This window comes from Streptomyces malachitofuscus, assembly GCF_055571035.1.
Genome location: NZ_JBVIGA010000027.1, coordinates 39957 through 64249 on the forward strand (window position 1 = coordinate 39957; position 24293 = coordinate 64249).

Below are 24293 nucleotides of genomic sequence, written 5' to 3' on the forward strand. Positions count from 1 at the left end.
CCGGCGGGTCACACGAGCCGCTGCGATACCGGCGCCAGCCGGAAGGTGCGGTGGAAGAAGGCGTCCGCCGACGGCTGGTCCTGCGCGAAGTTGGTGGCCTCCACGACCCGGCCGTTCTCGATCCGCCAGACCAGGACCCACGTCATGTCGATGTCGCCGCCGTCGCCGACCTCGCTCCAGCCGCGGTGCACGTCGACCACGTGGTTCTCGTCGGCGCCGAAGTAGACGCGGTCGGCCCGGAACTTGGCCTGGCCGAGCCGGTCGAAGAAGGCGATGACCTCGTCGACGCCCTCGTGCGTGCCGGACAGCGGGTGCCGTCCGGGGATGTGCCAGCGCACGTCGGGAGAGAGGATCTCGTTGCGCATGGTGTCCAGGTCGTAGGCGGCGTAGGCCTGGAAGAACCGGTCGACCAGGGCCTTGTTCCGCTCGGCGGCCTCGGCCGCCCGGTCCGCCGCCTTCTGGGTGCTGGTGTCGTTGGTCATGGTGTGCTCTTCTCGCTTTCCTTGACATAGGTGGTGGTGGGAAGGGGGGACGGCCCGTCGGGCGACGGGGCGGCCCTGAGGCGCAGGGCCAGTGGCTCCGTGAAGCGCGCCGCGAGCGGCCCGATGACCACCAGCAGCAGTACGTACGCGGTGGCCAGCGGGCCCAGCGAGGGTTCGATGCCGGCGGAGACGGCGAGTCCGGCGATGACGATGGAGAACTCGCCCCGGGCGACCAGCGCTCCGCCCGCCCGCCACCGGGCGCGTTCGCCGAGCCCGGCGCGTCCGGCCGCCCAGTGGCCGGTGGCGATCTTGGTGGCGACGGTCACCACGACCAGCGCCAGCGCGGGCCCCAGCACCGGGGGGATCGTGGTGGGGTCGGTGCTCAGCCCGAAGAAGACGAAGAACACCGCGGCGAACAGGTCCCGCAGCGGCATCAGCAGATGGTGGGTGTGCTCGGCGACCTCCCCGGACAGCGCGATGCCGACCAGGAACGCCCCCACCGCCGCGGACACCTGGAGCCGCTGCGCCACGCCCGCGACCAGCAGCGTCAGACCGAGCACGACCAGCAGCAGCTTCTCCGGGTCGTCGCTGGAGATGAACCGGGAGATCACCCTGCCGTAGCGCACCGCGACCAGCAGCACCGTGCCGACCGCGGCGAGCGCGACGGCGAGGGTGAGTCCGCCCGCCGCCCAGCCGGCGCCGGCCAGCAGCGCGGTGAGGATGGGCAGATAGACCGCCATCGCCAGGTCCTCCAGCACGAGCACGCTGAGGATCACCGGGGTCTCCCGGTTGCCCACCCGGCCGAGGTCCCCGAGCACCTTGGCGATCACCCCGGACGACGACACCCAGGTGACCCCCGCGAGCACCACGGCCGCCACCGGTCCCCAGCCCAGCAGCAGCGCCGCCGCCGCGCCCGGCAGGGCGTTCAGCAGAAAGTCGACCGCGCCGGCCGGGGCGTGCACCTTCAGATGCCCGACCAGATCGCCCGCGGAGTACTCGAGACCCAGCAGGAGCAGCAGCAGGACGACGCCGATCTCGGCGCCGACCTCGATGAACTCCTCGCTGCCGCCCAGCGGGATCAGCCCGCCGTGCCCGAACGCGAGCCCGGCAAGCAGGTACAGCGGGATGGGCGACAGCCTCATCCGTACGGCGAAGCGGCCCAGCAGGCCGAGCGCCAGCACGACGGCGCCGAACTCCATCAAGAACACGGCCGAGTGCACGGCATCACGTCCGCTCGAGGATGTCGTGCGCCCCGTCGACGCCCTCCCGGGTGCCGATCACGATGACCGTGTCGCCGCCGCGCAGCCGGAACTCCGGCCCCGGGGAGGGGATGGCGTGCGCCCGGCGCATCACGGCGACGATCGACGCCCCGGTGCGGGTGCGCATCTGCGTCTCGCCCAGGGTGCGTCCGTTCCAGCGCGAGGTGCCGGTGATCGCCACGCGTTCCGCGAGCAGCCCGAAGTCGCTGGTGTGCAGCAGATTGGGGCTGTTGTGGTGGGGGAGCAGGGCGTCGGTGAGGGACAGCGCCTCGGCGCCGGTCAGCTTCATCGACAGGCCGCAGGAGTCGGGGTCGTCGTCGTGGTGGACGTTGAGGGTGCGGGTGCCGTCGCGGTGGGCGATGACGGACAGGGTGTCCTGCCTGCGGGTGGTGAGCTCGTACTGCACCCCGATCCCCGGCAGCGGGGTGGTCCTCAGACGCGGTGCGGGCACGGTCGTCTCCTTCGGTCGCTCGGCGGTTCGTCGCTCGCGGGGTTCACTCGGGCCGCAGCCACACCGCCCCCAGGGGCGGCAGGGTGATAGGGGCGCTCGCCGGGAGACCCCGCAGGGGCGTGTCCGTGGCCCGGACCGGCCCACGGTGGACCACTCCGCTGCCTCCGTAGGCGGTGTCGTCGGTGTTGAGCACCTCGGTCCAGTCACCGGCGTGCGGCAGCGCGATCCGGTGACCGTGCAGGGGGGCGGGCTGGAAGTTGAAGACGCAGACGAGGATGTCGCCCCCGGAGCCGTGGCGGACGAAGGAGTACACGTTGTCCTGTGCCGCGTCGGCGTCGATCCAGCGGAACCCCTCCGGGGAGGTGTCCCGGCTCCACAGCGCCGGGTCGCCGAGATAGACCCGGTTGAGGTCGCGGACCAGGTCGCGCACCCCCGCGTGCGCGCCGTGCCGCAGCAGCGACCAGTCCGGGCCCCGGTCGTGGGACCACTCGGTGTCCTGCGCGAACTCCTGCCCCATGAACAGCAGTTGCTTGCCGGGGAAGGCCCACATGAACGCCAGGTAGGCGCGCAGGTCGGCCAGTTGCCGCCAGCGGTCCCCGGGCATCTTCGTGAGCAGCGAGCCCTTGCCGTGGACCACCTCGTCGTGCGAGATCGGCAGCAGATGGTTCTCGGCGTACGCGTACACCGACGCGAAGGTCATGGCGTGGTGGTGGTACTGCCGGTGCACGGGGTCCTTGGCCATGTACGACAGGGAGTCGTGCATCCAGCCCATGTTCCACTTCAGATGGAAGCCGAGCCCGCCCTCGTCGGTGCGCCGGGTCACCCCGTCCCAGGCCGTGGACTCCTCGGCGATGGTCACCGCGCCGGGGCAGCGGCGGGCCACCGTGGCGTTGACCTCCTGGAGGAACTCCACGGCCTCCAGGTGCTCCCGGCCGCCGTAGGTGTTGGGCAGCCACTGGCCGTCGGGGCGCGAGTAGTCCAGGTAGAGCATCGAGGCGACGGCGTCCACCCGCAGCCCGTCGACGTGGAACTCCTCGCACCAGTACAGGGCGTTGGCGACCAGGAAGTTGCGCACCTCGTGGCGGCCGTAGTCGAAGACGAGGGTGCCCCAGTCGGGGTGCTCGCCCCGGCGCGGGTCGGGGTGCTCGTACAGCGGGGTGCCGTCGAAGCGGGCCAGCGCCCAGTCGTCCCGCGGGAAGTGGGCCGGCACCCAGTCGACGATGACGCCTATGCCCGCCCGGTGCAGCGCGTCCACCAGGTACCGGAAGTCGTCGGGGGAGCCCAGCCGGGAGGACGGCGCGTAGTAGGAGGTGACCTGGTAGCCCCAGGAGCCGCCGAAGGGGTGCTCGGCGACCGGCAGGAACTCCACGTGGGTGAAGCCCAGCGCCTTGACGTACGCGGGCAGTTCCTGCGCCAGCTGCCGGTAGCCGAGTCCCGGCCGCCAGGAGCCGAGGTGCAGTTCGTACACGCTCATCGGCTCCCGGTGCACGGCGGATGCGGCGCGCCTCGCCATCCAGTCCGCGTCGCCCCAGCGGTGGCGGGAGGCGTGCACCAGGGACGCGGTGCCGGGGGCCGGCTCGGCGTGCGCGGCCAGCGGGTCGGCCTTGAGGATCCAGCGCCCGTCCGGGGTGAGGATCTCGTACTTGTAGCGGCAGCCCTCGGCGACGCCCGGCACGAACAGCTCCCACACGCCGCTGACGCCCATCGAGCGCATGGGGTGCGCGCGGCCGTCCCACACGTTGAAGTCACCGGCCACCCGCACCGCGCGGGCGTTCGGCGCCCACACGGCGAACGAGGTGCCGCTCACCGGGCCCCAGCCGGCGTCGTGCGTGCGGACGCGGGCGCCGAGCACCCGCCACAGCTCCTCGTGCCGCCCCTCCCGGATCAGGTGCAGATCCAGTTCGCCGGGGGTGGGCGGGAAGCGGTAGGGGTCGTCGTAGGTGTGGACGTGCCCGCCGTAGTCGGCGGACACCCGGTGGTCGGGCACGGCGGGCAGCGGCAGCAGCCCGGAGAAGAGTCCCTCTCCCTCGTGCCGCAGCTCCAGCAGCGGGCCGCCCGACGGGTCGGTGATCGTCACGGCGCGGGCCAGCGGCCGCAGCACCCGGAACAGCACACCGCCCTCGACCGGGTGCGGGCCGAGCAGGGCGTGCGGGTCGCTGGTCTCGCCGGTGACGAGCCGTTTGCGGGCGGTGGCGGTCAGGGCCGGTGCGTGGGGTGCGGTGGTCACGACTGCGGGTTCCCGTCGGTGAGGATGTGGGCCACGTGCTGCTGCGGGTCCAGGCGTACGTAGTTGTCCCGGCCCCACTGCCAGGTCTCGCCGGACAGCGCGTCGCACACCGCGAAGGTGTCGGAGCGGTCCAGGCCGAGAGCGGGCAGGTCCAGGGAGACCGTCGCCTCGCGCACACCGTGCGGATCGAGGTTGAGGACGACCAGGACCCAGTCGGTGTCGTCGCGCTTGGAGAAGCAGACGACGGCGTCGTTGTCGGTGTGGTGGAAGCGCAGGTTGCGCAGCTGGTGCAGGGCGGGATGGGCGCGGCGCAGCCCGTTCAGGGTCCGCACCAGCGGGGCCAGGGAGTCCCCGGCGGCCTCGTGCGACTCCCAGTCGCGCGGCCGGTACCGGTACTTCTCCGAGTGCAGGTACTCCTCGCTGCCCGGGCCGGCCGGCACGTTCTCGTACAGCTCGTAGCCGGCGTACATGCCCCAGGCCGGCCCGGCCATGGCGGCCAGCACGGCCCGCACCGCGAACGCCGGACGGCCGCCGTACTGGAGGTAGGCGTGCAGTATGTCCGGGGTGTTCACGAAGAGGTTGGGGCGCAGATACGCCGCCGACTCCTCCCCGCCGAGCCCGGCCAGCTCCGACAGATAGGACTCCACCTCCACCTTGGAGTTGCGCCAGGTGAAGTACGTGTACGACTGGTGGAAGCCGATCCGGGCCAGGGTGTGCAGCATCGCCGGGCGGGTGAACGCCTCGGCGAGGAACAGCACGTCCGGGTCGGTGGCGTGCACGGCGTCGATCAGCCGCTCCCAGAAGCCGACGGGTTTGGTGTGCGGGTTGTCGACGCGGAAGATCCGCACCCCGTGCGCCATCCAGTGCCGCAGGATCCGCAGGCACTCCGTGTGCAGTCCGTCCGGGTCGGTGTCGAAGTCGACGGGGTGGATGTCCTGGTACTTCTTCGGCGGGTTCTCGGCGTACGCGAGGGAGCCGTCCGCGCGGCGCCGGAACCACTCGGGGTGTTCGGTCAGCCACGGGTGGTCCGGGGAGCACTGCAGGGCGAAGTCCAGGGCGACCTCCAAGCCCAGTTCCCCGGCCCGGCCGACGAAGTGGTCGAAGTCGTCGAGGGTGCCCAGGTCCGGGTGGATCGCGTCGTGCCCGCCGTCGGCCGAGCCGATCGCCCACGGCGAGCCGGGGTCGTACGGTCCCGCGACGAGCGTGTTGTCGGCGCCCTTGCGGTGGGTGGTGCCGATGGGGTGCACCGGAGGCAGGTACACCACGTCGAAGCCCATGTCGGCGATGGCCTCCAGCCGCTTGGCGGCGGTGCGCAGGGTGCCGGAGCGGGGCGGTTCGGCGGCCGTGCCGGTACCGGGGGCGGCGGGCACCAGGGCGCCCTCGGAGCGCGGGAACATCTCGTACCAGGCGCCGTACAGGGCCCGCTCCCGGTCCACCCGCAGCGGGAACTCCCGGGAACGGGTGAGAAGTTCGCGCAGCGGGCGGGCGTTGAGCAGCGCCGTGACCACCGGGCCGGACGCGGCGGCCAGCCGCTTCTCCGGGGACAGCCGGGTGTCCCGCAGGGTGCGCGCGGCCGTGGTCAGCGGGGCCCGTTCGCGTGCGGTGAAGGAGTCGGCGGCGCGCTCCAGCAGCAGCGCGCCCTCCTGGAGCATCAGTTCCACGTCGATGCCCGAGGGCACCTTGACGTCGGCCGCGTGCCGCCAGGTCGCGACCGGGTCGGACCAGGCCTCCACCCGGAACGTCCAGTCGCCCTCCCGATCGGCGCGCACCCCGGCCGCGTACCGGTCGGTGCCGGGGGCGAGCAGCCGCATCGGCGTCCACTCGCCCTCGGTGCCGTCGGGGGCGGTCAGCACGACGTTGGCGCCGACCGCGTCGTGGCCCTCCCGGAACACCGTCGCCGAGACCTCGAAGAGCTCGCCCGGCACGGCGCGCGCGGGCCGGCGTCCGCCGTCGACCTCGGGCCGCACGTCCACCACGGGAATGCGTCCCACGGACGGCGCGAAACGCCCAGCGGCGGGCTTCTCCTGCATCATGTGCCTCCTCGCACCCGGGTGCGGTCGTCGCTTCGCTTGCAGTGGGGGGTCAACGGCGGATCGCGGTGGTGCCGTTGCTGACGTCGGAGATGATCCGGCGGTAGCCCGCCACCAGCGGGTGGTGCGGGTAGGCGGTGCTGAACAGCCGCTCCCCGGCGAGCGAGACCATCTCCGGGGTGTACGGCAGGACGGCCGACACCTTCGTGGCGTAGGCCTCCTCCACCTCGCTGTGCAGCCGGTCGTGGACCGCCCCGCCGGGCGCCATGTTCACGGCCACGGTGAGCCGGGCGCCGCCCAGCCGGCCCGCCAGCGACACCGTCTCCCGGGCGCCGGCCAGGTCCAGGCGGTCGGCGCGGGTCACCACCACCAGGGCGTCGGAGCCGGCGATCGCCGTCACTGTCTCGTTGTTGAACCCGGCGTGGGTGTCCAGCAGCAGCACGTCCAGGGCGAGGGAGTCGATGAGCCGGTCGAAGCCCTCCCGCAGCAGCCCCACGTCGTACCCGCGGCCCAGGATCTCGGCCGCCGCCGCGGACCTGCTGCGGGCCGGCACCAGGAAGAAGCCGTCGTGTCCGGCGTCCGTGTCCGCCGGGTACACCGCGTCCTCGATCTCGCAGCGGCCGATCAGGTAGTCGCTCAGCGAACGGCGCACCTGTTGTCCCGCACCGCCCAGCATCACGTCCAGGGCCGGCGTGTGGATGTCGGTGTCCACCAGCGCCACCCGGTGGCCCGAGGCCGCCAGCAGCAGCCCGAGGTTGGCGGCCGTGCTCGACTTGCCGGTGCCTCCCCGATAGGAGTGCACGGTGATGATCTGCGACATGGTCTCCACCCGGTTGCTGATGGTCGGATCCGCCGGCGCGGCGGCTGGTCAGGCGGTGCGTGCTCCGGGCGGGTTCCAGTGGACGGCCATCATGGTGATGTCGTCCGACTGCTCGGCCCGTCCCACGAACGCGCTGAGCGCGCCGTCCATGTGATCGAGGAGCTCCTCGCCCCGTACCGCCGCCTCGCTCAGCTGCCGGACCATCTCCTCCTCGCCGAAGAACTCACCGCCGGGCGCGCGGGCCTCGGTGACCCCGTCGGTGTAGATGAAGAGCGTGTCGCCGGGGTCGATCCGGGCGTAGCCGAGGGCGAAGTCGACGTCCGGGATCACCCCGACGGCGGGCCCGGTGGGCGCCAGCAGCACCGGGTCCGCGCCGCTCGCGCTGAGCAGCACCGGCGGGTTGTGGCCGCCGTTGATGTAGACGAGGTTGCCGGTCGCCGGGTCCAGGACGGCGAAGAACATGGTGGCGAAGTAGCCCTGTCGGATGTGGTTGCGGGTCAGGTAGTTGTTGGTGCCCGCGACCGCGTTCAGCAGCGGGGTCGCCCCCACCACGGGGATGGCGCGACTGTGCTCCGCCCAGCCGGCCTCCTCGCCCATCAGCTCGGCGGCGATCAGGCTCTGCAGCCCGCTCTGCTCCGCGGTGTGCCGCAGCAGCGAACGGATCAGCGCCATGAACAGCGCGGCGCCCACGCCCTTGTCGCAGACGTCCGCCACGACCAGCGCGAGCCGGCGCCGGTTGACGATTTCGAACACGTCGTAGAAGTCACCGGCGACGGTCCGCGCGGGCCGGAACCGCACATGGATCTCCCAGTCCTTCGGGCTGGGCAGCGCGTCGGGCAGGAAGCCGAGCTGGATCTCCCGGCCGATCTCCAGCTCCCGCTCGTAGCTGAGCAGTTCCGCGTGCGCCGCGACGTCCTCCATCGTCCGGCTGAACTCGGCCCGCTCGTGGCAGTCCCGCAGCCGTGCCCGCACCAGGTCGGGGTGGAAGGGCGGGGCGAGGTAGTCGGAGCCCGCGAGCACATGCTGGTCGAGCAGGTGCAGGTCGTGCTCCGCGAACGCCACCACGGAGGGCTGCTGCCCCTCGTCGTCGAGCCTGCGGGCCACCGCCCGCACGGTGTGCGGGGCCAGCCCCGCGGACGCCAGCAGTACCGTCACCTCGGGCAGCCGCGCCGGTGCGGTGAGCACCTCGCCGGGGCTGCGTACGTGCACCTCGGCGGCCACGCGCTCCAGGGCGCCGCGCAGCTGTGGAGGCACCCGGTGATGCTCGTCCAGAACCAGCACCTTCGTCTGCGCCATCTCCGCCTCGTCTACTCGGTCGGCCCGTGGTCCGCGTCGGTGCCGCCCGGTGGGCGTGGCTCGGCACGGCGCAGCATCACGAGGGTGCTCACGTTGCGGCCCGCGACCAGGTCGTACGCGAAGACGTCCACCGCGGTGAACGCGAGATAGACGCCGAGGCCGCCGATCCGCCGCTCGGCGAGCGGCTGGTCCAGCGCGGGCGGTCGCATGCCCTGCCGGGGGTCGAAGGCCGGCGCGTCGTCCTGGAAGCGGATCCACACCTGGTCGGGGTCGATGCCGCCGTCCACCGTGATCTCGCCGGAGGTCCCCCGGTAGCCGTGCATGACGATGTTGGTCGCCAGCTCGTCCGCGGCCAGCCGCAGCCGGTAGAGGGCTTCGTGGGGCAGCGCGGCGCGTTCCCCGAGGTCGAGGACGAAGGCCGCCACCCGGTCCAGTTCACCCAGCGCCGCCGGGACCCTGATCACGGCCGCCCCGGGGCCGGCGGCGACGCCGAACCCGCCGGGAGGCGGCGCGCCGCGCGCGACCCCGGTGGAGGCCGGCCCGTAGTCGATCGCCATGACGGTGCCGCCCCCTCACGCGTCGACGAGGTGGATGCTGTGGTCGAAGCCGGCCAGCCGTATGGTCCTGGCGACCGGTTCGGGGGCGCCGACGACGGCGATGCGCACCTCGTCGCCCATCTTCTGGCGGGCGAAGACCAGCGAGCGCAGCCCGGCGCTGGACAGGTAGGAGAGCTGCTTGGCGTGGATCACCAGCTCGATCGCGCCCGCGGTGGCCGCCTGGTCGATGGTGTCGTGGAACCGGGGGGCGGTCGCGGCGTCGAGTTCGCCGGACAGGTCGATGACGGCGGTGCGTTCGTCGACCCTCAGCCTGACGTCGAAAGGCATGGCGGGGCTCCTTCTGTGGTCGTCGTCGGGGTTCAGCGGGGGCCGGCGTGGCGCCCCACGAGGATCACCGCGGAGTGCGGGCCCAGGTGGTAGCGCCCCGGGTGCTCCAGCGCAGGTTCGGCGCCGACCGGGTGAGCGGCGGCCTGGGAGGTGTCCGCGAACAGGTGCCAGCACTCGCCCTCGGACAGCCGGGGCAGTTCCAGGTCGTGCGCCTCCCAGTGCGCGTTGACCGCGAGGTAGATGTTGTCGTCGGGCTCGGTGCCGTCCTTGGCGTGCCGGCCGCAGCGCATCAGCGCCAGCACCCGGCAGTGGCTCGACCAGTCCGGGGCCTCGGCGCGCACGCCGTGCCAGCTGATGTCGGGGCGGCCGCTGCCCACCCGGTCCGAGCCGGTGGGGTGGCCGGCGCTGCGCAGCACCGGGTGGGCGTGCCGGAAGGCGATCAACGCCTTGGTGAACTCCAGCAGTTCGGTGTGGGCCGTCGGTCCCTCGGCGAGACCCCAGTCGAACCAGGACAGCTCGTTGTCCTGGCAGTAGGTGTTGTTGTTGCCGAGCTGGGTGCGGCCGACCTCGTCGCCGGCCAGCAGCATGGGCACGCCCTGGCTGGTGAGCAGGATCAGCAGCATGTTCTTCATCTGCCGCAGCCGCAGGGCGCGGATGTGGGGGTCGGCGCTCGGGCCCTCCTCGCCGCAGTTCCAGCTGTGGTTGTCGTCGGCGCCGTCGGCGCCGCCCTCGCCGTTGGCCTCGTTGTGCTTGTCGTTGTAGGAGACCAGGTCGCCCAGGGTGAAGCCGTCGTGCGCGGTGACGAAGTTGACGGACGCGGCGGAGGTGCGGTCCTGGTACAGGTCGGGGGAGCCCGCCATCCGGGTCGCCAGCTCGCCGACGAGACCGGCGTCGCCCTTGACGAACCGCCGCACGGTGTCACGGAACTTGCCGTTCCACTCGGACCAGCGGCCGTAGTTGGGGAAGTGGCCCACCTGGTACAGGCCGGCCGCGTCCCAGGCCTCGGCGATCAGCTTGGTGTGCCGCAGCACCGGGTCGTGGGCGAGCTGCTCCAGCAGCGGCGGGTTGGGCAGCGGGGTGCCGTCCGGCGCCCGGTCGAGGATCGCCGCGAGGTCGAAACGGAACCCGTCGACGTGGTACTCGGCGACCCAGTACCGCAGACAGGAGAGCACGAAGTCGCGCACCACCGGGTGGTTGCAGTTCACCGTGTTCCCGGTGCCGCTGAAGTTGTAGTACTCCCCGCGCGGCGTGAGCATGTAGTACGTCGCGTTGTCCAGGCCGCGGAACGAGATCGTCGGCCCCTGCTCGTTGCCCTCGGCGGTGTGGTTGAACACCACGTCGAGGACGACCTCGATCCCCGCCCGGTGCAGCTCCTTCACCAGCGACTTGAACTCGTCGGCCTGCATCCCGAAACGGCCCGTGGCGGCGTAGCCGGCCTTCGGGGCGAAGAAGGAGACGGTGTTGTACCCCCAGTAGTTGTACAGCCGCTCCCCGGTGCGCGGGTCGGTGCGCGGGTTGTCCAGCTCGTCGAACTCGAACACCGGCAGCAGCTCGACGCAGTTGACACCGAGCTCCCGCAGATACGGGATCTTCTCCCGCAGCCCCGCGTACGTGCCCGGCGCCGACACCCCCGAGGAGGGGTGCCGGGTGAAGCCGCGCACATGGGTCTCGTAGATGACCAGGTCCTCGGTGGGGATGCCCGGCGGGGTGTCGTCGCCCCAGTCGAAGTCGTCGTCCGGGATCCGCGCCCGGTAGGGGTAGACGTCGTCCCAGTCGGGCTCCGCCCCCCACACGTCACGGCCCGACACCAGCCGGGCGTACGGGTCGCTGAGCACCTTCGTCGCGTCGAACCGGTCGCCGGCCCCCAGGTCGAAGGGACCCTCGGCCCGGAAGCCGTACTCCAGGTTCTCGGCGTCCAGGCCGAACACCGTCATCGCGTACACGCTGCCCACCCGGAACTCGGGCGGGAACGGCAGCTCCGCGGCGGGCTGCTTCGCGCCCCGCTCGAAGAGCACCAGGCTCATCGAGGTGGCCCGGTCGGAGTACACGGAGAAGGTGATCCCGCCGGGCACCTGGTGCGCGCCGTACGGGAAGGGCCGTCCCGCGCGCACCCGGTAACCGTTGATCCGGCGCGTCGGATAGCCGTCGACGCGCTCCCGCAGGTCCTCGACGGTCATCGGCCCGCACGTTCCAGCGCGTCGTCGAGGTCGTCGGTGACCTCGAAGAAGTCCAGGAAGCCGGTCGCCGACATCACGAACCGCACCTCCTCGGACAGGCCGACCAGGGTCACCCGGGCCCGCACCTGCTGGGCCCGGCGGTGCACGATGAGCAGGGTGCGCAGACCGGCGCTGGAGATGTAGCTGACGCCGCTCAGATCGATCAGGACCCTTCCCTCCTGGCCGATGAACGGCAGCAGCTGCGCCTGGAGACCGCCGGAGGTGGTGGAGTTGACCTCCCCCTCCAGGGCGACCACACAGGCGGTGCCTTCCATACGGGACGTGAGCTTGACGGTCATCCCGTCACCTCCGGGCGGGAGTCGGGTACCAGGCGCACCTTGACCTTGACCCGGCCCGAGGTCTCGGGCAGGCGCACGGTCAGGGCCTCGGCTTGGAAGTCGGTGTGCGGCTCGCCGTCGATCTCCACGCTGTGGACGCGGACCGAGCCGGCCGGCAGCAGGTCGGGCGCGACGCGCAGCACACGGTCGGGCAGCACGGCCGGGTCGGGCTTGAACCAGAAGTCCATCGGCCGGCGGTTGACCAGCAGGTTGTTGTAGACGGCGGCGAGGTAGCACAGCTCGGCCGAGTGGTACATCGACATCGAGTGGCTGCCCTTGAGCCGCTCCACGCCCAGCAGGTACGGCAGCCCGTTGGCGAGGGTGTTGAAGTAGACGGCGCCCTCGTCGTGGTCGAGGAAGAAGGCGTTGTAGAAGGACTCGGCGTCCCGGGCCTCGGTGCGGAAGTCCTCACGGCGGGTGAGGCCGTGCAGGATCAGATAGGCCAGGATCGCCTGCTCCTGCTGCCACCACGCCTTGCGGTCGTGCCAGGTGAAGCGGAAGACGTCCTCCCCGTCCGCCTTCAGCCGCTCGACCACGTCGTACCAGCCGCCCCGGCGCCGGTCGCTGCCCACCGCGGGCATGGTCTCGCCGATGCCGGTGGCCAGCTCCAGGTAGCGGTCCTTGGGACGCAGCGAGTGCATCCGCATCAGGTTCCAGGCGATCTTCAGGTTGTGGCCGACGACCGCCCGGTTCTGCTGCCAGCCGTGGGTGGTGTCGTGCGACCAGTCCTTGTGGAAGCGCTCCTGGACGAACGGGCTGGTCCCGGGGTCCGGGAAGCGCTCGGCGATCGTGTCGAAGGTGTACTCCAGCATGTCGGCGTAGGACTTCTCGCCGGTCGCCAGGTACAGGTTGATCAGATACGCCGGGGCGTGGTCGCCGACCGAGTTCCAGTTCTTGCGGGACCGGTTGGGGCCCAGCGACTCGTGCTCGGGGCTGAGCAGGATCGGGTCGATGTGCGAGAAGTAGCCGCCGTGCTCCGGGTCGAGGTAGAAGCGGTCGAACAGCCGGATGGTGGCGTCCGCGTCCGCCCTGATCCGCGGGTCGCCGGTGATCCGGTACGTCTGCACCGGGCCGGCCAGCGCGTAGATCTGCTCGTACGCCGGCAGGGCGTCGTAGTCGTCGGAGAACTCCGAGGTGAACAGCTTGGTCTCGGTCTCCCCGTCGACCTTCAGCCCGTGGTACCAGTACACGACGTTCTCGTCGGTGTCGACGAAGCGCATGTGCTCGCGCAGGTACTCGGTGCCGCGCTCGGCGACCTCCAGGTACTCGTCCTCACCGGTGAGCAGGAACGCCGAGGCCATGCCGTACACCAGCCGGGAGATGGTGTCGGTCTCCTGGACGTGGCTCGCGGTCTTGTCGCCGCTGAGCCGTATCTCGGTGCGGTAGCCGGTGAAGTCGACGGGGCCCTCGCCGAACTGGGCCCGCCGGTAGAACGCGGCGATCTCCCGGATCTGCCGGATCCACCAGCCGCTCTCCTCGAAACGGTGGTCGTCGGCGTCCCGCCCCGTGAAGATCAGCCGCTTGGCCTCGAACCGCAGGCCGTCGCCGTGGGGGTAGAAGACGCCGTACGCGAGCAGGAAACGGCCCTCGGTCAGCAGGTCGTCGATGTGTCCCGAGGCGTCCTGGTAGGGCTCGCCCAGGTTGCGCAGCAGCTCCGCGCTCGGACCGCCGTCCAGGGCGATGGTGACGACGCCGCCGTCGGCGGTGGCGACGGTGACCTCGCGGGCGGCCGCGTCGAAGCCGGTGACCCGGCCGGCGACGGTGTCGGAGAAGGTGAAGGCGGGGGTGCCGGTGTTTCCGGTCATGACTCACGCACCTCGCAGCACGAGCTCGTCGATGAGGGTCCTGGCGAACAGATGGCAGTGGTCGCCGGTGCGCGCGGTCACCAGATCACCGTCGACGACGACGTCCTGGTCGACGTAGGTGGCGCCCATGTTGCGCACGTCGCCGATGAGGTTGTTGTGGCAGACGACCTTCCGGCCGCGGACCACGTACGGGATCGACGAGGCCAGCCACATGCCGTGGCAGATGATCCCCTTGACGATCCCGGAGCGGGCGAACGCCCGCCGCAGCAGATCGGTCGCGGGCGCCAGCCGCTCGATGTCCTCGGTGTAGCGCAGCCGGTCGGCGACCATGCCGGACGGCACGATCAGCGCGTCGTAGGCGCGCAGCCGGCGGTCGTCGAGGTCCTCCAGGCTGCCCGTGACGGTCAGCGGCGCCCGGTACTCGTGACCGGTGAAGGTGATCGCCTTGTTGCCCCACAGCCGGGTCAGGAAGTCGACCTGGGCGCCCTCCTCGGCGAACCGGCGCTGGTAGTAGGCGATCTCGGGCTCGTAGAAGTCGCTCTCGGCGAGCACCGCGATGCGGCGGCCGGTGAGCGCCCCGTCCCGGGACGGCGTTGCGGACATGGCTCAGGCCCCCTCGGTGGTGCGCAGGTCGATGAGGAACGGCTGGTCGTCGGCGAGCATCCGCTTGACCGCGTACGGCACCTGCTCCGGGTCGTCGACCCGAACCCCGTCCACGCCGAAACCGCGCGCGATGTCCGTGAACCCCAGGTCGGGCCGGGACAGGTCGAAGGGCGACGGGTGGGAGTGCAGCGGGATGCCGCGCTCGCGCCAGTACTGCTCGATGTTCAGGTCCAGCAGCTTGTAGCTGCGGTTGTTGCAGATCACGAACTTGGCGCCGACGTCGTGCCGGACGGCCGTGTACAGCGCCTGGATGGTGTACATCGACCCGCCGTCGCCGGTGAAGCCGACCACCGTCCTGTCCGGATGGGCCAGCTTGATGCCGATGGCGCCCGGGATGCCCACGCCGAGCGAGCCGCCTCGGGTGGAGAACCAGTGGCCGGGGAGCCGGCCGGGCAGATGGGCGTTGAGCGGCCCGGCCGCCGTCAGCGCCTCGTCGAACACCATCAGGTCCTCGGGGGCCCGGTCGGCGAGCTCCCGCAGGAACGCGGAGAGCAGCGTGCCGTCGTCGGCCGGCCGTTCCGGCTGCTCGCTCCGGCGCCGCTCGAGGTGGCGGGCGGCGCGCATCCGGTCCACGTCGCCGAGGGTGTCCTCCAGCCGCTCCGACAGCGCGGCCAGGGTGGCCTTCGGATCGGCGACCAGGCCCAGGGTGACGGGGTGGTTCTTGGCGATCTCGTAGCCGTCGAGGTCGATGTGCACGATCCGGGCGTCCTCCCGGAACGGCGAGCCCAGATCCGGGAACACCTCCGGGAACACATACGTGCCCACGATCAGCACCGCGTCGGCGTCCCGCACCCGCTCGGTGCTGACCTCGCCGAACATGTGGCCCAGCTGCCCGCGGTAGAGGGGGTGCCGGGCGTCCAGGTTGACCTCGGAGAAGTCCACGCCCCACACGTCGGCGCCCAACTGCTCGGCCACCCGCGCCAGTTCCTGCTGGCCGCCGGACGCCGAGACCCCGTCGCCCACCAGGACGAGCGGGTGCTCGGCGCCCGACAGCAGCCGCGCGGCCTGCTCCACGAGCGAGGGCACCGGCAGGGACTCGGTGCTCAGGAACGTGCTCGGCACCACCGGTTCGCTGTTGACCGCGTCCAGCACGTCCATCGGAAGGGCGACGAAGACGGGCCCGCGCGGCGGCGTCATTGCCGTCTTCATGGCGCGGCGCAGCACCCGCAGCACCGAGTCCGGATCGGTCACCCGGGTCGCGTACTTGGTCACGGGCCGGGCCATGGCGACCAGGTCGGCCGCCATCTGCGCGTCCATCGCCTCGTACCGCACGCCCGCCTCGCCGGCGACGACGACGAGCGGTGAGTGACCGCGCTTCGCCTGGTAGAGCATGCCGACGGCGTTGCCGAGGCCGACGCCGCTGTGCAGCTGGAGCAGGGCGGGACGGCCGGTCGCGCGGGCGTAGCCGTCCGCGATGCCGGCGGCGACCGTCTCCTGCAGCGTCAGGACGTACTGGAGTTCGTCGTAGTTCTCCAACGCGTCCAGAAATCCCTGCTCGACCGTTCCCGGATTTCCGAACATGTAAGGAATTCCATCGGCGATGAACTGCTCGATGATCGCCGCATTGCCCTGCCTGGCCATGTCTTCCTTCTCTCGCTGAGACTCCGGTGTCTGCTCCCGGCCGTTACCAGCCGTAGCGGCGGAGACCTTCCTCGAGAACCTCGACCATCTTTTCGCCGGTCAGATAGGAATCCGGTGTGGAACGGCCCGTGATGAACGGGTAGTCCACGATCACCGAGGTCTCCTTGCCGAAATTGCCGTGATAGCGGCCGTCGGGGCCGGTGGCGTCACGCAGGATGTACTCCAGCGGGTACGGCGGCGGGCCGATCACGAAATCGGTGCCCAGGAAGCCGGTGCCGTCCTTGTAGTCGTACTCCTTGCAGTGCCCGGTGACGTGCTTGCCCCAGAGGATCGACGTGCGGTCCTCCCAGTCCCGGGCGAACGCGAGCGGGGCGACGCCGTAGCACTCGGCCCCGATCGGCTTCCCGGCGCGCAGGAAGGCCAGGATCAGCTCGTGCACCCGCTCGTTGTTGGCGAGGTCCACGATCGGGCCCGAACCGCCCACCACCAGCAGGGCGTCGTACTCCTCCAGCTCCTCCGCCACCGTGTCGACCGCGCGGTGGTACGCCTCCAGCTTGCGCAGGTAGTCGTCGTCGGCGGTGTACGGGCGCTCCGGGAGCCAGCCCGAGAGGTCGATCGGGTCGTCCAGCCGGTCCGAGGCGTCGATCTCCCGGGTGAGCCGGGCGACCTCCTGGGAGGTGACCGAGCGGCCCAGCGGCGGGTCGACGTACTCGGGGTCCATCGACGGCGGCAGCGCGTGCGCGCGCTTGCCGGTCGGGGTGGCGAACACGACCTCGTAGCCGCGCTGGTCGAAGTGGTGCAGCGGCCCGACGAGCTCCTCGCCCCAGTAGCCGTGCTCCGACAGAATCACGAGGATCTTCCGGGCGTTCCTTCTGGCCACGCCTGCTCCTTGGGTAATCGGTACGGGGTCGGTGGCCGGGCGCCGCCGCGGAAGGGGCCGGCGCCGCAGCCACCCGAACAGGGGGATCAGCGGGCCTCGGGGCCGATGATCCAGTTCTCCTTCGCGGCGAGGGAGAACACGTACTTCGGGTCCGTGATCTCGTCCCGGGCCGCCTTGACCCGCTCGGTGAAGTACGGGGAGCGCAGCGCCTCCTGGAGCGCGTCGACGTCGTCGAACCAGAGCTGCTCGACGGAGTCGAAGGCGGCCTCGCCGAAGACGTAGGCGCCGTCGCGGGTGTGCGCGTGCAGATACCGGCGCAGGCCGGGGGTCCCCCGCACCTCGGCGGCGTAGCCGTCCAGGCTGCGCTTGCGGTAGTCGTCCAGGCCGAGTCCGGGGCGGCGCTTCATCAGCACGGTGAGCTTCACCCAGTCCCGGTCGCGGGACGGGGGCGGGCCGGGCACGATCTCGTGCGCGGTGGCGTCGACCACGAGGGTCAGCCAGAACGCGGCCCAGTTGGGCTCGTCGGGCCGGGCGCCGTTGAGGAACTCGTCGCTCTGCAGCGAGGCGAGCTGGTCCTCGTCGTTGGCCAGCCAGATCTCGGCGATGCCCTGGTGCGGGAGCGCCGGCGAGCCGAGATTTCCCTCGACGTCGACGACGGTGTTGACCATGTACTTCCGGATCTGCGGGATCTTCGCCGCGTACTGCACGGCGTGCACATTCACCCAGTAGTCCTGGAATTCCTGTGCGGTCATACCCGGCTTGGGTGCCGCCAGAATGAACTGGTGGATCATCGAATTGTCTCCTGTTCCACGCCGGTAGGACGGGAAAATCGTGTCAATGGCGCGCCGCCCGGGGCAAAGAAGTCCGGGCGACTTCCTGACCTGTCGGGGCGCTCAGGCCGCACTCGGGCGTTCATGGACGAGACGGCGTATCGCGGCCAGCGGAATGGACAGCCAGTCCGGACGGTTGCGGGCCTCGTACACGGCCTCGTAGACCGCCTTGTCGGCCTCGAAGGCGCGCAGCAGCACCGGACTGCGCCGGGGGTCCGCACCGCCCGCCTCCCCGTAACCGGCGCTGAACGCACGGCGGTTGTGCACGGCCCAGGCGGCGGCGCGGCGCGCGGACCGGCCGCCGTGCCGGGTGGTGGGCCGGCCGCGCTCGGTGAAGAGCGCGTGGTGGGCGGCGTAGTCGAAGGAGCGCAGCATGGCCGCCACGTCCCGGACCGCGGGGCGGGGCCGTCTGCGTTCGTGCAGCGGATGGCCCGGTTCGCCCTCGAAGTCGATGAGCACCCAGCCGTGCGGCGCCCGCAGCACCTGACCGAGGTGCAGATCACCGTGCACCCGCTGGACGGGCAGCCGGTGGCCCCGCTCCACCAGGTCCGGCAGGTCCTGGTGCAGGGTCCGCAACTGGCGGGCGAACGGCAGCAGTTCGGGCACCTCGTCCAGCGCCTGCTCCAGCCGTCCGGTCAGCTCCCCGGCCAGTGCGCGTGCCTCGCCGGGGTCCAGCTCCCGGCTGCCCAGCTGACGTGCCAGCGCCGTGTGCACCCGCGCCGTGGCCCGGCCCAGCGCGCGGGACTCCTCGGCGAAGCCGCCGACCGGGGCCACGGAGGCGCAGTCGCCGGTGACGCACTCGGCGGCCTGGGCCGTGGCCAGGGTCCAGCCGTCGCCCCGGGACGGCACGAACTCCTGGAGCAGGGCGAGGGTGGTGCGCCCGGCCGGGAACGTGTCGGAGGTCTGCATCCAGGCCAGTGGCCGGGCGCTCGGTACGTCACCGGCCCGCTGCAGGGCGGTGAGCAGCTCCAGCTCCGGGTGCGGGCCCGGCACGAGCCGGCGCAGCACCTTGAGCATCAGCCGGTCGCCGAAGGCCACCGAGGTGTTGGACTGCTCGGCGGTGAGCACCCGGGCCGGCAGGTCCAGCGGGAGCCCCGCGCCGGGCAGCCGGTGGCACTCCACCCGGCCGTCGGCGTCCTCGGCGGCCAGGTGCGCCAGCAGCCGGGACATCAGCCGGGGGTCGGCCGTGGCCTCGTACAGCAGCCGCGGCGTCCCGTCGGGGCCGGCGGCCCGGCCGATGACGGCGTCCTCGTCCGGAGCCCCCGCGGCCTCGCCGGCGACGCCGACGAGGAGCTGGTACCACTCCTCGTGCCCGGGCCGGCCGGCCCGCACCACCAGCTGCACCAGCGCGGGATCGCCCGGGTGCAGCAGATCGGTGAGGACCGGCTCGACCCGCGGCGGCCGCTGCCCCTTGCCGGCGAACCAGCGTCGTCGGGCCAGCCACTCGGGCAGCAGTTCCCGCAGCGGGCCGAGGAGTTCGGACGGATCGGTGGTGTGCGTGGGTGCGCTCATGCGACCGGTACCGCCTTCAGCCGGCGGTCCCGGACGGCCGCACGGGCCTCGGCGGCCTCCGCGGAGCGCGCCAGCGCGTGCGCCGCGTGGGCGACGGTCACCATCGTCATGTGGTGGTGCCAGCCGCGGAACGACCGTCCCTCGAAGTCCCGGGCGCCCAGCTCGTCGGTGACCTCCTCCTGGTCGCGCGCCACCCGGCGGGTGAGCATCGCGGTGCGGTACACCGTCCCGAGCTGGGCCCCGGAGAGATTGGACAGCCAGTACTCGCCGGGCACCCGCCGGCTGCGGTCGGTCCACGCGCCGAGCAGCACGAGTTCCCGCCGGTCGGCGCGGGGCGACGGCCCCGAGCGCCGGTGGAGCCGCACCCGGGTGGCGCCCACGGAGGTGGCCCGCACGGTGTCCGTCGTGTGGTCGTACCACTCCACGGGCAGGCAGTTCCGGCCGAGCGCCGCCGTCAGCGCGTCCGCCGGGCCCGCGTGGTCAGCACCGGACGGCGGCCGGAGGGGGGCCGGCAGCGCGAACCTGGTCGCGGGATCGACACGCAGCACGAACGGCACCTGGAGGTCCGCCAGTTCGGCGCTCACGGTGTAGGCGTCGCCGTCCCGCACGTCCATCACCACCGGCCGGTCCGGCAGGCCCCAGCCCGACGCCATCCGCTCGACCGAGCCGATGGCGCACCGCTCGGGCGGGCAGGAGGCGACGTGCTCCGGGATCGAGGCCCGTTCGCGCCGTTCGTCGTCCGTCCAGCACTCCGGCAGCGCCAGCCGCCAGTCCACCGGACAGCTGCCCTGCTCGGACACCAGCCATACGCCCATGGCCTGCTGGCAGTTGACGACCCGCCCGATGTGCTGCACCCACTGCCGTTCCACTCCCACGGAGTGCTTGCCCACCTTGGTGATGACCAGGGGGTGCACCACCCAGGCGCGCGGGCTGAGCCGCTGTGTCACCAGCCGTGCCATCGCCCGGCGCACCGGGCCGTTGCGCCAGGTGGACTTGGTGATGAACTGGTAGAGGCTCTGCTCGACGCTGTTGCCGGCTCCGTTCGCCAGGGCGCGCATCGTCTTTTTCCCCGCGACCGTGAGCAGACCCCGCACATAGAGTTCTCCCCGGCGTCGCTGGTCGCTGCGCGGAATCGATTCGAGTGCCCCGGGGAGAACCTCGGAGAGGATTCCCTCGGGAATGTCATCGGGCATGGAATGCCGATGCTCCACGGACATGGTGGGACCTCTCTTCGACGTCGAAGTCTTTCTCGCAAAAGCGGGGACCCGCGGGCGCGGCACATTGCGCGGGCGCTTTCCCGACGCGGGCGCTTTCCGCATGCGTGGAAAGGCCCCTGGCGCCCGCCGGCTCGGGGGATGTGCCGACGGGCGCCGCCGACGGGGGCGGCGGCGGTGGTGCCGCCGGCCCGCGTCGCCCCACGGGGGGGGCTCGGGTGGCTCAGGCGTGGCCCGACCAGGCGAGGATCCGGTCCGGTGTCAGCCGCCGGAACAGCGGTGCCCAGTCGGCCGGGGCCTCGCCCGGCTCGTTGTAGATCTCGAAGGTCCTGCCCGAGGCCTCGGGCCTGCCGATCGCCTGCACACACGCCTCGGCGACCGCCGAACGGGACACCCAGCCGTCCCCCCGGTCGTCCTGCTCGAAGCGGACCCGGGCGCCGGCGAAGGCGTCGTCGGTCAGCCAGCTGGGCCGGATCACCGTGTACGGCAGACCGCAGGCGCGTACGGCGTCCTCGCCGCGCAGCCGCCAGTCCAGCAGCCGTCCGTAGGCGTTCATCGGGTGCTCGCGGCGGGTCACGAAGATCTGACTGATCAGCACCAGGTGCGGGCGCTCCCCGTGCTCGGTGGCGGCGAAGAGCACATTGCGCACCCCGTCGTACATGGTGGCCTCGGGGCTGTCCGGGCCGGAGTTGGCGGTTCCGGGTTCGACGGCGAACACGACCGCCGAGCAGTCCCGCAGCGCGGGCACCAGGGTGTCCGCGTAACGTACGTCCGCGTGGTGGAGCTCCACCCCGAGCGGCAGCCGGCCGTGCTGCGGGTGCCGGCTGACCACGCGTACGCGATGTCCCTGGTCGGTGAGCCGACGGGTGACGAGCGTGCCCAGCCGGCCTGCTCCGCCCACGACGGCGACGGTGTTGTGCATGGGGCCCTCCCTGGTCAGCCTGGGCCGGGGCGAGACGGACTCACACCCAGCGCAGGACGTCCTCGGCGCTCCTCAGTTCGGTCCGCGCGGGCACTCCCGCCAGGGCCGGTACGCGCAGGCGGGGGTAGACCGTCACCCCGCACAGCCGTGAACCCGGCCAGAGCACGGCGCCGTCGCCGACGGCCGTGTGGCGTTCCAGCCGGACCGGCCGGATGCGTTCGGAGCGGACCTCGGCCATCGGGCCGATGTAGCTGTCGGCGATGTCGGCGTACTCGCCGACCACCGCGTACTCGCCCACGGCGGAGCGGACCAGGGTGCTGCCCTCGCGGACCTCGGCCCCGTCGCCGACGTCCGCGTGCTCCAGGCGCACCCCCGGTCCTATCTCCACGTCCCGGCCGATCCGGACGCCCGCCCCGATCACCACCGAGCCCTCGTCGAGCTTCTGGGCCAGGGTGGTGCCGGTGACGTCGTCCTTGGTCTGCAGGCTGGACTCGTGGATCCAGCGCCGCCGGGTGGTGTCGTCGGGTTGGTCCATCAGACGGTTCATCTGCTCGTACGCGCCGTCGAGCACGAGCCGTACGGTGTCCAGGTAGTCGGGCACGTTGCCCAGATCACCCAGGCGGCCGATGGTGTGGGTGGCCACCGGATGACCGTGGCGCACCAGCCAGGGCAGCAGATCGCCGCCCCAGTCGAGCCGTTGGTGGGACTGCCGGAACAGCTCCGGCTCCCGGGCGAGCAGCCGCAGCCGGCCGCAGTCCACCAGGTACATCCCGGCGTTGGTGGGCAGCGCGGCGTCCGGTTCCGCGAGCGTCCGCGGGAACAGTTCGCCCAGCTCCGTCGGCCCCGGCTTCTCGACGAAGCCCTGGACCAGGCCCCGCTCGTCGGTGCGCATCACCCCGTACTTGTGGGCGATCTCGGCCGGGGTGCGGGCCACCGCGGCCACCGTGACCAGCGCGTCCCGCGCGTCGTGGGTGGCGTGCAGCGCGTCCAGCCCGAAGTCGAAGAGCGAGTCGACCGGCAGGACGAGCGCCCGTCCCTGCAGGTCCCACTGTTCGAGGTTGTGCAGGGTGGCGCCGGCGGATCCGACGTTGTAGCGGTCGAAGCGCGAGCGCGAGTACGTGATCCGGACGCCGTGGCGTTCCCCGTGGCCGAGCAGCAGCTTGATCTGGTTGCGGTTCTCCAGGCCGTGCGTGACCACGTAGAAGCGGCGGATCCCCTGCTCCCGGCAGGACTCCAGCACCCACTCGATGAGGCGTCTGCCGACGAACGGGATGAGCGCCTTGCTCCGGATGTAGTCCGCGGACTCGAGGGTGATCGGTTTGGCCCGTTCACCTCGGCCGCCGGCGAGAATGATGCCGACGGTCTCTGCCTTCGTGCTCATCACGCGCCCCCGTGTGTCGAGTGAACCGCTCGGCTGCCCTGGCGTAGTCGGCGTCCTCAGGGACGAGTTACGGCCACTCGTCGTCCGGCGGGCCGTCCACCGCGGCCGGCTGCGCCTGTCCGGCACCGGCGGCGTGGGCCGGCGCGGCGGGCGTGCTGTGCGCACCGGATATCTGGACCGCGATTCCCGTCACCAGGGTCGCCGCAAGAATTCCTGCGAATTCCTTCACGGCAGGCCTCGCTAATTTCATGGTTTTCCCCTCGTTGGCGAAAAGCTGTCGCGCTTTCGTTGTGAAAACTATGCCGCAGGAATCCGCCCCTCCCGGCGTTTGGGTAGCATCGCGATCACGCAGTGCAGAAACCGGAAGGGGGGGTGTATGTGTAGAAACCCGGACATACGGCCGCAACCCAACGTCGTGTCGCTGTGCGAGGACGGTCTCCGGCGCTACCGGGAGGCCCTCACCCAGGGGGCGATCGGGGGTGACATCCCGGACTGTCTGGTCGAATTAGGGTTGTTGCGCCCGTCGGCCGATGACCCGACGCTGCTGAGTGCCGTGCCTCCCGACATCGCCGGGAACGAGCTGCGGCGGCCCATGGAGCGGGCCGTGCTGGTGCAGCAGCACACCATCGCCGCCATCCAGGAGGTCCTCGCCGCGGCCGAGGACGTCTACCGCGAGGAGCACCGCGTCTCGGGTACGGCCGTACGGCTGCTGCGGGGCACCGAGGTCATCCGCGCCGCCCTGCAACAGGCCCGCGACGACTGCCGGGACGAACTGGTCACCGCCAAGCCGGGCGGCGCCCGGCCCTCGGACAGCCTCGCCCGCGCCCTCTCCAACGACCTGGAACTGCTGGCCCGGGGGGTCCGGCAGCGCACCCTCTACCAGCACACCGTGCGCACCCACGGGCCGACGCTCGCCTACATCGAGAAGGTCACCGTGGGCGGGGCGCAGATCCGCACCCTCAACGAGGTCTTCGACCGGCTGATCATCTACGACCGCCGCATCGCCTTCATCCCGGACCCGCTGCTCGACCTGGACACCACCGCCCTGGCGATCGAGCACCCCGCGATCGTCGCCTACCTGGCCACCGTGTTCGACCACGCCTGGCAGCGTGCCGAGCCGGTCAGCATCTCCCAGGAACTGAGCCGGCCGCCGCTGATGACCGACGAGACGCGCAGGGCCGTGCTGCGGCTGATGGTGGAGGGCCACACGGACGCCGCGATCTCCAAGCGCCTCGGCATCAGCACCCGGACGGTCTCCACGCACATCAGAAAGGCCGCCGAGTCCCTCAACAGCCGCAGCCGAGCCCAACTGGCCTACCTACTGGCCAAATCCTCCCTCATAGAAGACGCCCACCCCTAACTGCGGACACTCGCGCCGCCGCAGCTGCGGGCAATGGCGCCACCGTAGCTGCGGGCAATCGTGCCGCTGGGGCGGCACGGGTGGGCGCAGCGGCACCCCGCAATCGCCGGGCTGCGCGACTCCCCCGCCCAACGCCTACGCC

Annotated in this window: 22 protein-coding genes; 1 reads left to right on the top strand and 21 read right to left on the bottom strand. The window is 71.7% G+C overall.

Going from position 1 to position 24293, the window contains the following annotated elements; translation table 11 throughout:
- Nucleotides 1-8 precede the first annotated feature (8 nt).
- The 21 genes from ACZ44S_RS31780 to ACZ44S_RS31880 all read right to left on the bottom strand — a co-directional run bounded on the left by ACZ44S_RS31780 (nt 9) and on the right by ACZ44S_RS31880 (nt 23020).
- Complete coding sequence (locus ACZ44S_RS31780; RefSeq protein WP_466935183.1) at nt 9-482, bottom strand: nuclear transport factor 2 family protein; 474 nt, start codon at nt 480-482, stop codon at nt 9-11.
- A complete protein-coding gene (locus ACZ44S_RS31785) occupies nt 479-1702 on the bottom strand; it encodes a cation:proton antiporter (RefSeq protein ID WP_466935186.1) in 1224 nt (407 codons plus the stop codon). Before ACZ44S_RS31785 ends, ACZ44S_RS31780 begins: the two co-directional genes overlap by 4 nt.
- 4 nt (nt 1703-1706) lie before the next feature.
- Nucleotides 1707-2192 carry a cation:proton antiporter regulatory subunit gene (locus ACZ44S_RS31790; RefSeq protein ID WP_466935189.1) on the bottom strand — a complete coding sequence of 162 codons (486 nt, stop codon included), beginning with the start codon at nt 2190-2192 and terminating at the stop codon, nt 1707-1709.
- Nucleotides 2193-2235: 43 nt separating this feature from the next.
- Nucleotides 2236-4527, bottom strand: a complete 2292-nt coding sequence (glgB, locus tag ACZ44S_RS31795; protein WP_466935192.1) for a 1,4-alpha-glucan branching protein GlgB — start codon at nt 4525-4527, stop codon at nt 2236-2238.
- A complete protein-coding gene (locus tag ACZ44S_RS31800; protein WP_466935195.1) occupies nt 4416-6452 on the bottom strand; it encodes an alpha-1,4-glucan--maltose-1-phosphate maltosyltransferase in 2037 nt (678 codons plus the stop codon). The genes glgB and ACZ44S_RS31800 overlap by 112 nt, the downstream gene beginning before the upstream one ends.
- Nucleotides 6453-6501: 49 nt before the next feature.
- Nucleotides 6502-7269: a MinD/ParA family ATP-binding protein gene (locus tag ACZ44S_RS31805; protein ID WP_466935198.1), complete on the bottom strand. Its 768-nt coding sequence runs from the start codon at nt 7267-7269 to the stop codon at nt 6502-6504.
- 48 nt (nt 7270-7317) lie between these two features.
- Nucleotides 7318-8565, bottom strand: a complete 1248-nt coding sequence (locus ACZ44S_RS31810) for a PP2C family protein-serine/threonine phosphatase (protein WP_466935201.1) — start codon at nt 8563-8565, stop codon at nt 7318-7320.
- 11 nt (nt 8566-8576) lie between these two features.
- Nucleotides 8577-9122: an ATP-binding protein gene (locus ACZ44S_RS31815; RefSeq protein WP_466935204.1), complete on the bottom strand. Its 546-nt coding sequence runs from the start codon at nt 9120-9122 to the stop codon at nt 8577-8579.
- Nucleotides 9123-9137: 15 nt separating this feature from the next.
- On the bottom strand, nt 9138-9449 hold the full coding sequence (locus tag ACZ44S_RS31820) for an anti-sigma factor antagonist (protein ID WP_466935207.1): 312 nt from the start codon (nt 9447-9449) through the stop codon (nt 9138-9140).
- 32 nt (nt 9450-9481) lie between these two features.
- The gene (glgX, locus tag ACZ44S_RS31825; RefSeq protein ID WP_466935210.1) at nt 9482-11626 is read right to left on the bottom strand and encodes a glycogen debranching protein GlgX; all 2145 of its coding nucleotides are present in this window, start codon (nt 11624-11626) and stop codon (nt 9482-9484) included.
- Entirely contained in the window at nt 11623-11964 is a 342-nt protein-coding gene (locus ACZ44S_RS31830; protein ID WP_466935213.1) for an STAS domain-containing protein, read from the bottom strand. The genes glgX and ACZ44S_RS31830 overlap by 4 nt, the downstream gene beginning before the upstream one ends.
- Nucleotides 11961-13808: an AGE family epimerase/isomerase gene (locus tag ACZ44S_RS31835; RefSeq protein ID WP_466935216.1), complete on the bottom strand. Its 1848-nt coding sequence runs from the start codon at nt 13806-13808 to the stop codon at nt 11961-11963. The genes ACZ44S_RS31830 and ACZ44S_RS31835 overlap by 4 nt, the downstream gene beginning before the upstream one ends.
- Nucleotides 13809-13811: 3 nt before the next feature.
- Nucleotides 13812-14411 carry a DJ-1/PfpI family protein gene (locus ACZ44S_RS31840; protein WP_466935219.1) on the bottom strand — a complete coding sequence of 200 codons (600 nt, stop codon included), beginning with the start codon at nt 14409-14411 and terminating at the stop codon, nt 13812-13814.
- 3 nt (nt 14412-14414) lie between these two features.
- Nucleotides 14415-16052, bottom strand: a complete 1638-nt coding sequence (locus ACZ44S_RS31845) for a thiamine pyrophosphate-binding protein (protein ID WP_466935221.1) — start codon at nt 16050-16052, stop codon at nt 14415-14417.
- A gap of 43 nt (nt 16053-16095) precedes the next feature.
- A complete protein-coding gene (locus ACZ44S_RS31850; protein ID WP_466935224.1) occupies nt 16096-16932 on the bottom strand; it encodes a type 1 glutamine amidotransferase domain-containing protein in 837 nt (278 codons plus the stop codon).
- Between the two features lie 86 nt (nt 16933-17018).
- A complete protein-coding gene (locus ACZ44S_RS31855) occupies nt 17019-17723 on the bottom strand; it encodes an EthD domain-containing protein (RefSeq protein ID WP_466935227.1) in 705 nt (234 codons plus the stop codon).
- Between the two features lie 102 nt (nt 17724-17825).
- Nucleotides 17826-19274, bottom strand: a complete 1449-nt coding sequence (locus tag ACZ44S_RS31860) for a maltokinase N-terminal cap-like domain-containing protein (protein WP_466935230.1) — start codon at nt 19272-19274, stop codon at nt 17826-17828.
- Nucleotides 19271-20491: an IS701 family transposase gene (locus ACZ44S_RS31865; protein WP_466935233.1), complete on the bottom strand. Its 1221-nt coding sequence runs from the start codon at nt 20489-20491 to the stop codon at nt 19271-19273. The genes ACZ44S_RS31860 and ACZ44S_RS31865 overlap by 4 nt, the downstream gene beginning before the upstream one ends.
- Before the next feature lie 220 nt (nt 20492-20711).
- On the bottom strand, nt 20712-21410 hold the full coding sequence (locus tag ACZ44S_RS31870; RefSeq protein WP_466935236.1) for an SDR family oxidoreductase: 699 nt from the start codon (nt 21408-21410) through the stop codon (nt 20712-20714).
- Nucleotides 21411-21450: 40 nt separating this feature from the next.
- Nucleotides 21451-22791 (bottom strand): sugar phosphate nucleotidyltransferase, encoded by a 1341-nt coding sequence (locus ACZ44S_RS31875; protein WP_466935239.1) that lies wholly within the window; start codon nt 22789-22791, stop codon nt 21451-21453.
- 67 nt (nt 22792-22858) lie between these two features.
- Entirely contained in the window at nt 22859-23020 is a 162-nt protein-coding gene (locus ACZ44S_RS31880) for a hypothetical protein (RefSeq protein WP_466935242.1), read from the bottom strand.
- A gap of 147 nt (nt 23021-23167) precedes the next feature.
- On the opposite strand from ACZ44S_RS31880, the gene ACZ44S_RS31885 reads away from it, so the two are divergent.
- Nucleotides 23168-24151 (top strand): LuxR C-terminal-related transcriptional regulator, encoded by a 984-nt coding sequence (locus ACZ44S_RS31885; protein WP_466935245.1) that lies wholly within the window; start codon nt 23168-23170, stop codon nt 24149-24151.
- Nucleotides 24152-24293 lie beyond the last annotated feature (142 nt).

Coding starts and splice junctions, on each gene's coding strand:
- ACZ44S_RS31780 (WP_466935183.1), bottom strand. CDS start 482: ATGACCAACGACACCAGCACCCAGAAGGCGGCGGACCGGGCGGCCGAG.
- ACZ44S_RS31800 (WP_466935195.1), bottom strand. CDS start 6,452: ATGATGCAGGAGAAGCCCGCCGCTGGGCGTTTCGCGCCGTCCGTGGGA.
- ACZ44S_RS31805 (WP_466935198.1), bottom strand. CDS start 7,269: ATGTCGCAGATCATCACCGTGCACTCCTATCGGGGAGGCACCGGCAAG.
- ACZ44S_RS31810 (WP_466935201.1), bottom strand. CDS start 8,565: ATGGCGCAGACGAAGGTGCTGGTTCTGGACGAGCATCACCGGGTGCCT.
- ACZ44S_RS31815 (WP_466935204.1), bottom strand. CDS start 9,122: ATGGCGATCGACTACGGGCCGGCCTCCACCGGGGTCGCGCGCGGCGCG.
- ACZ44S_RS31820 (WP_466935207.1), bottom strand. CDS start 9,449: ATGCCTTTCGACGTCAGGCTGAGGGTCGACGAACGCACCGCCGTCATC.
- glgX (WP_466935210.1), bottom strand. CDS start 11,626: ATGACCGTCGAGGACCTGCGGGAGCGCGTCGACGGCTATCCGACGCGC.
- ACZ44S_RS31830 (WP_466935213.1), bottom strand. CDS start 11,964: ATGACCGTCAAGCTCACGTCCCGTATGGAAGGCACCGCCTGTGTGGTC.
- ACZ44S_RS31835 (WP_466935216.1), bottom strand. CDS start 13,808: ATGACCGGAAACACCGGCACCCCCGCCTTCACCTTCTCCGACACCGTC.
- ACZ44S_RS31840 (WP_466935219.1), bottom strand. CDS start 14,411: ATGTCCGCAACGCCGTCCCGGGACGGGGCGCTCACCGGCCGCCGCATC.
- ACZ44S_RS31845 (WP_466935221.1), bottom strand. CDS start 16,052: ATGGCCAGGCAGGGCAATGCGGCGATCATCGAGCAGTTCATCGCCGAT.
- ACZ44S_RS31855 (WP_466935227.1), bottom strand. CDS start 17,723: ATGATCCACCAGTTCATTCTGGCGGCACCCAAGCCGGGTATGACCGCA.
- ACZ44S_RS31860 (WP_466935230.1), bottom strand. CDS start 19,274: ATGAGCGCACCCACGCACACCACCGATCCGTCCGAACTCCTCGGCCCG.
- ACZ44S_RS31865 (WP_466935233.1), bottom strand. CDS start 20,491: ATGTCCGTGGAGCATCGGCATTCCATGCCCGATGACATTCCCGAGGGA.
- ACZ44S_RS31870 (WP_466935236.1), bottom strand. CDS start 21,410: ATGCACAACACCGTCGCCGTCGTGGGCGGAGCAGGCCGGCTGGGCACG.
- ACZ44S_RS31875 (WP_466935239.1), bottom strand. CDS start 22,791: ATGAGCACGAAGGCAGAGACCGTCGGCATCATTCTCGCCGGCGGCCGA.
- ACZ44S_RS31885 (WP_466935245.1), top strand. CDS start 23,168: ATGTGTAGAAACCCGGACATACGGCCGCAACCCAACGTCGTGTCGCTG.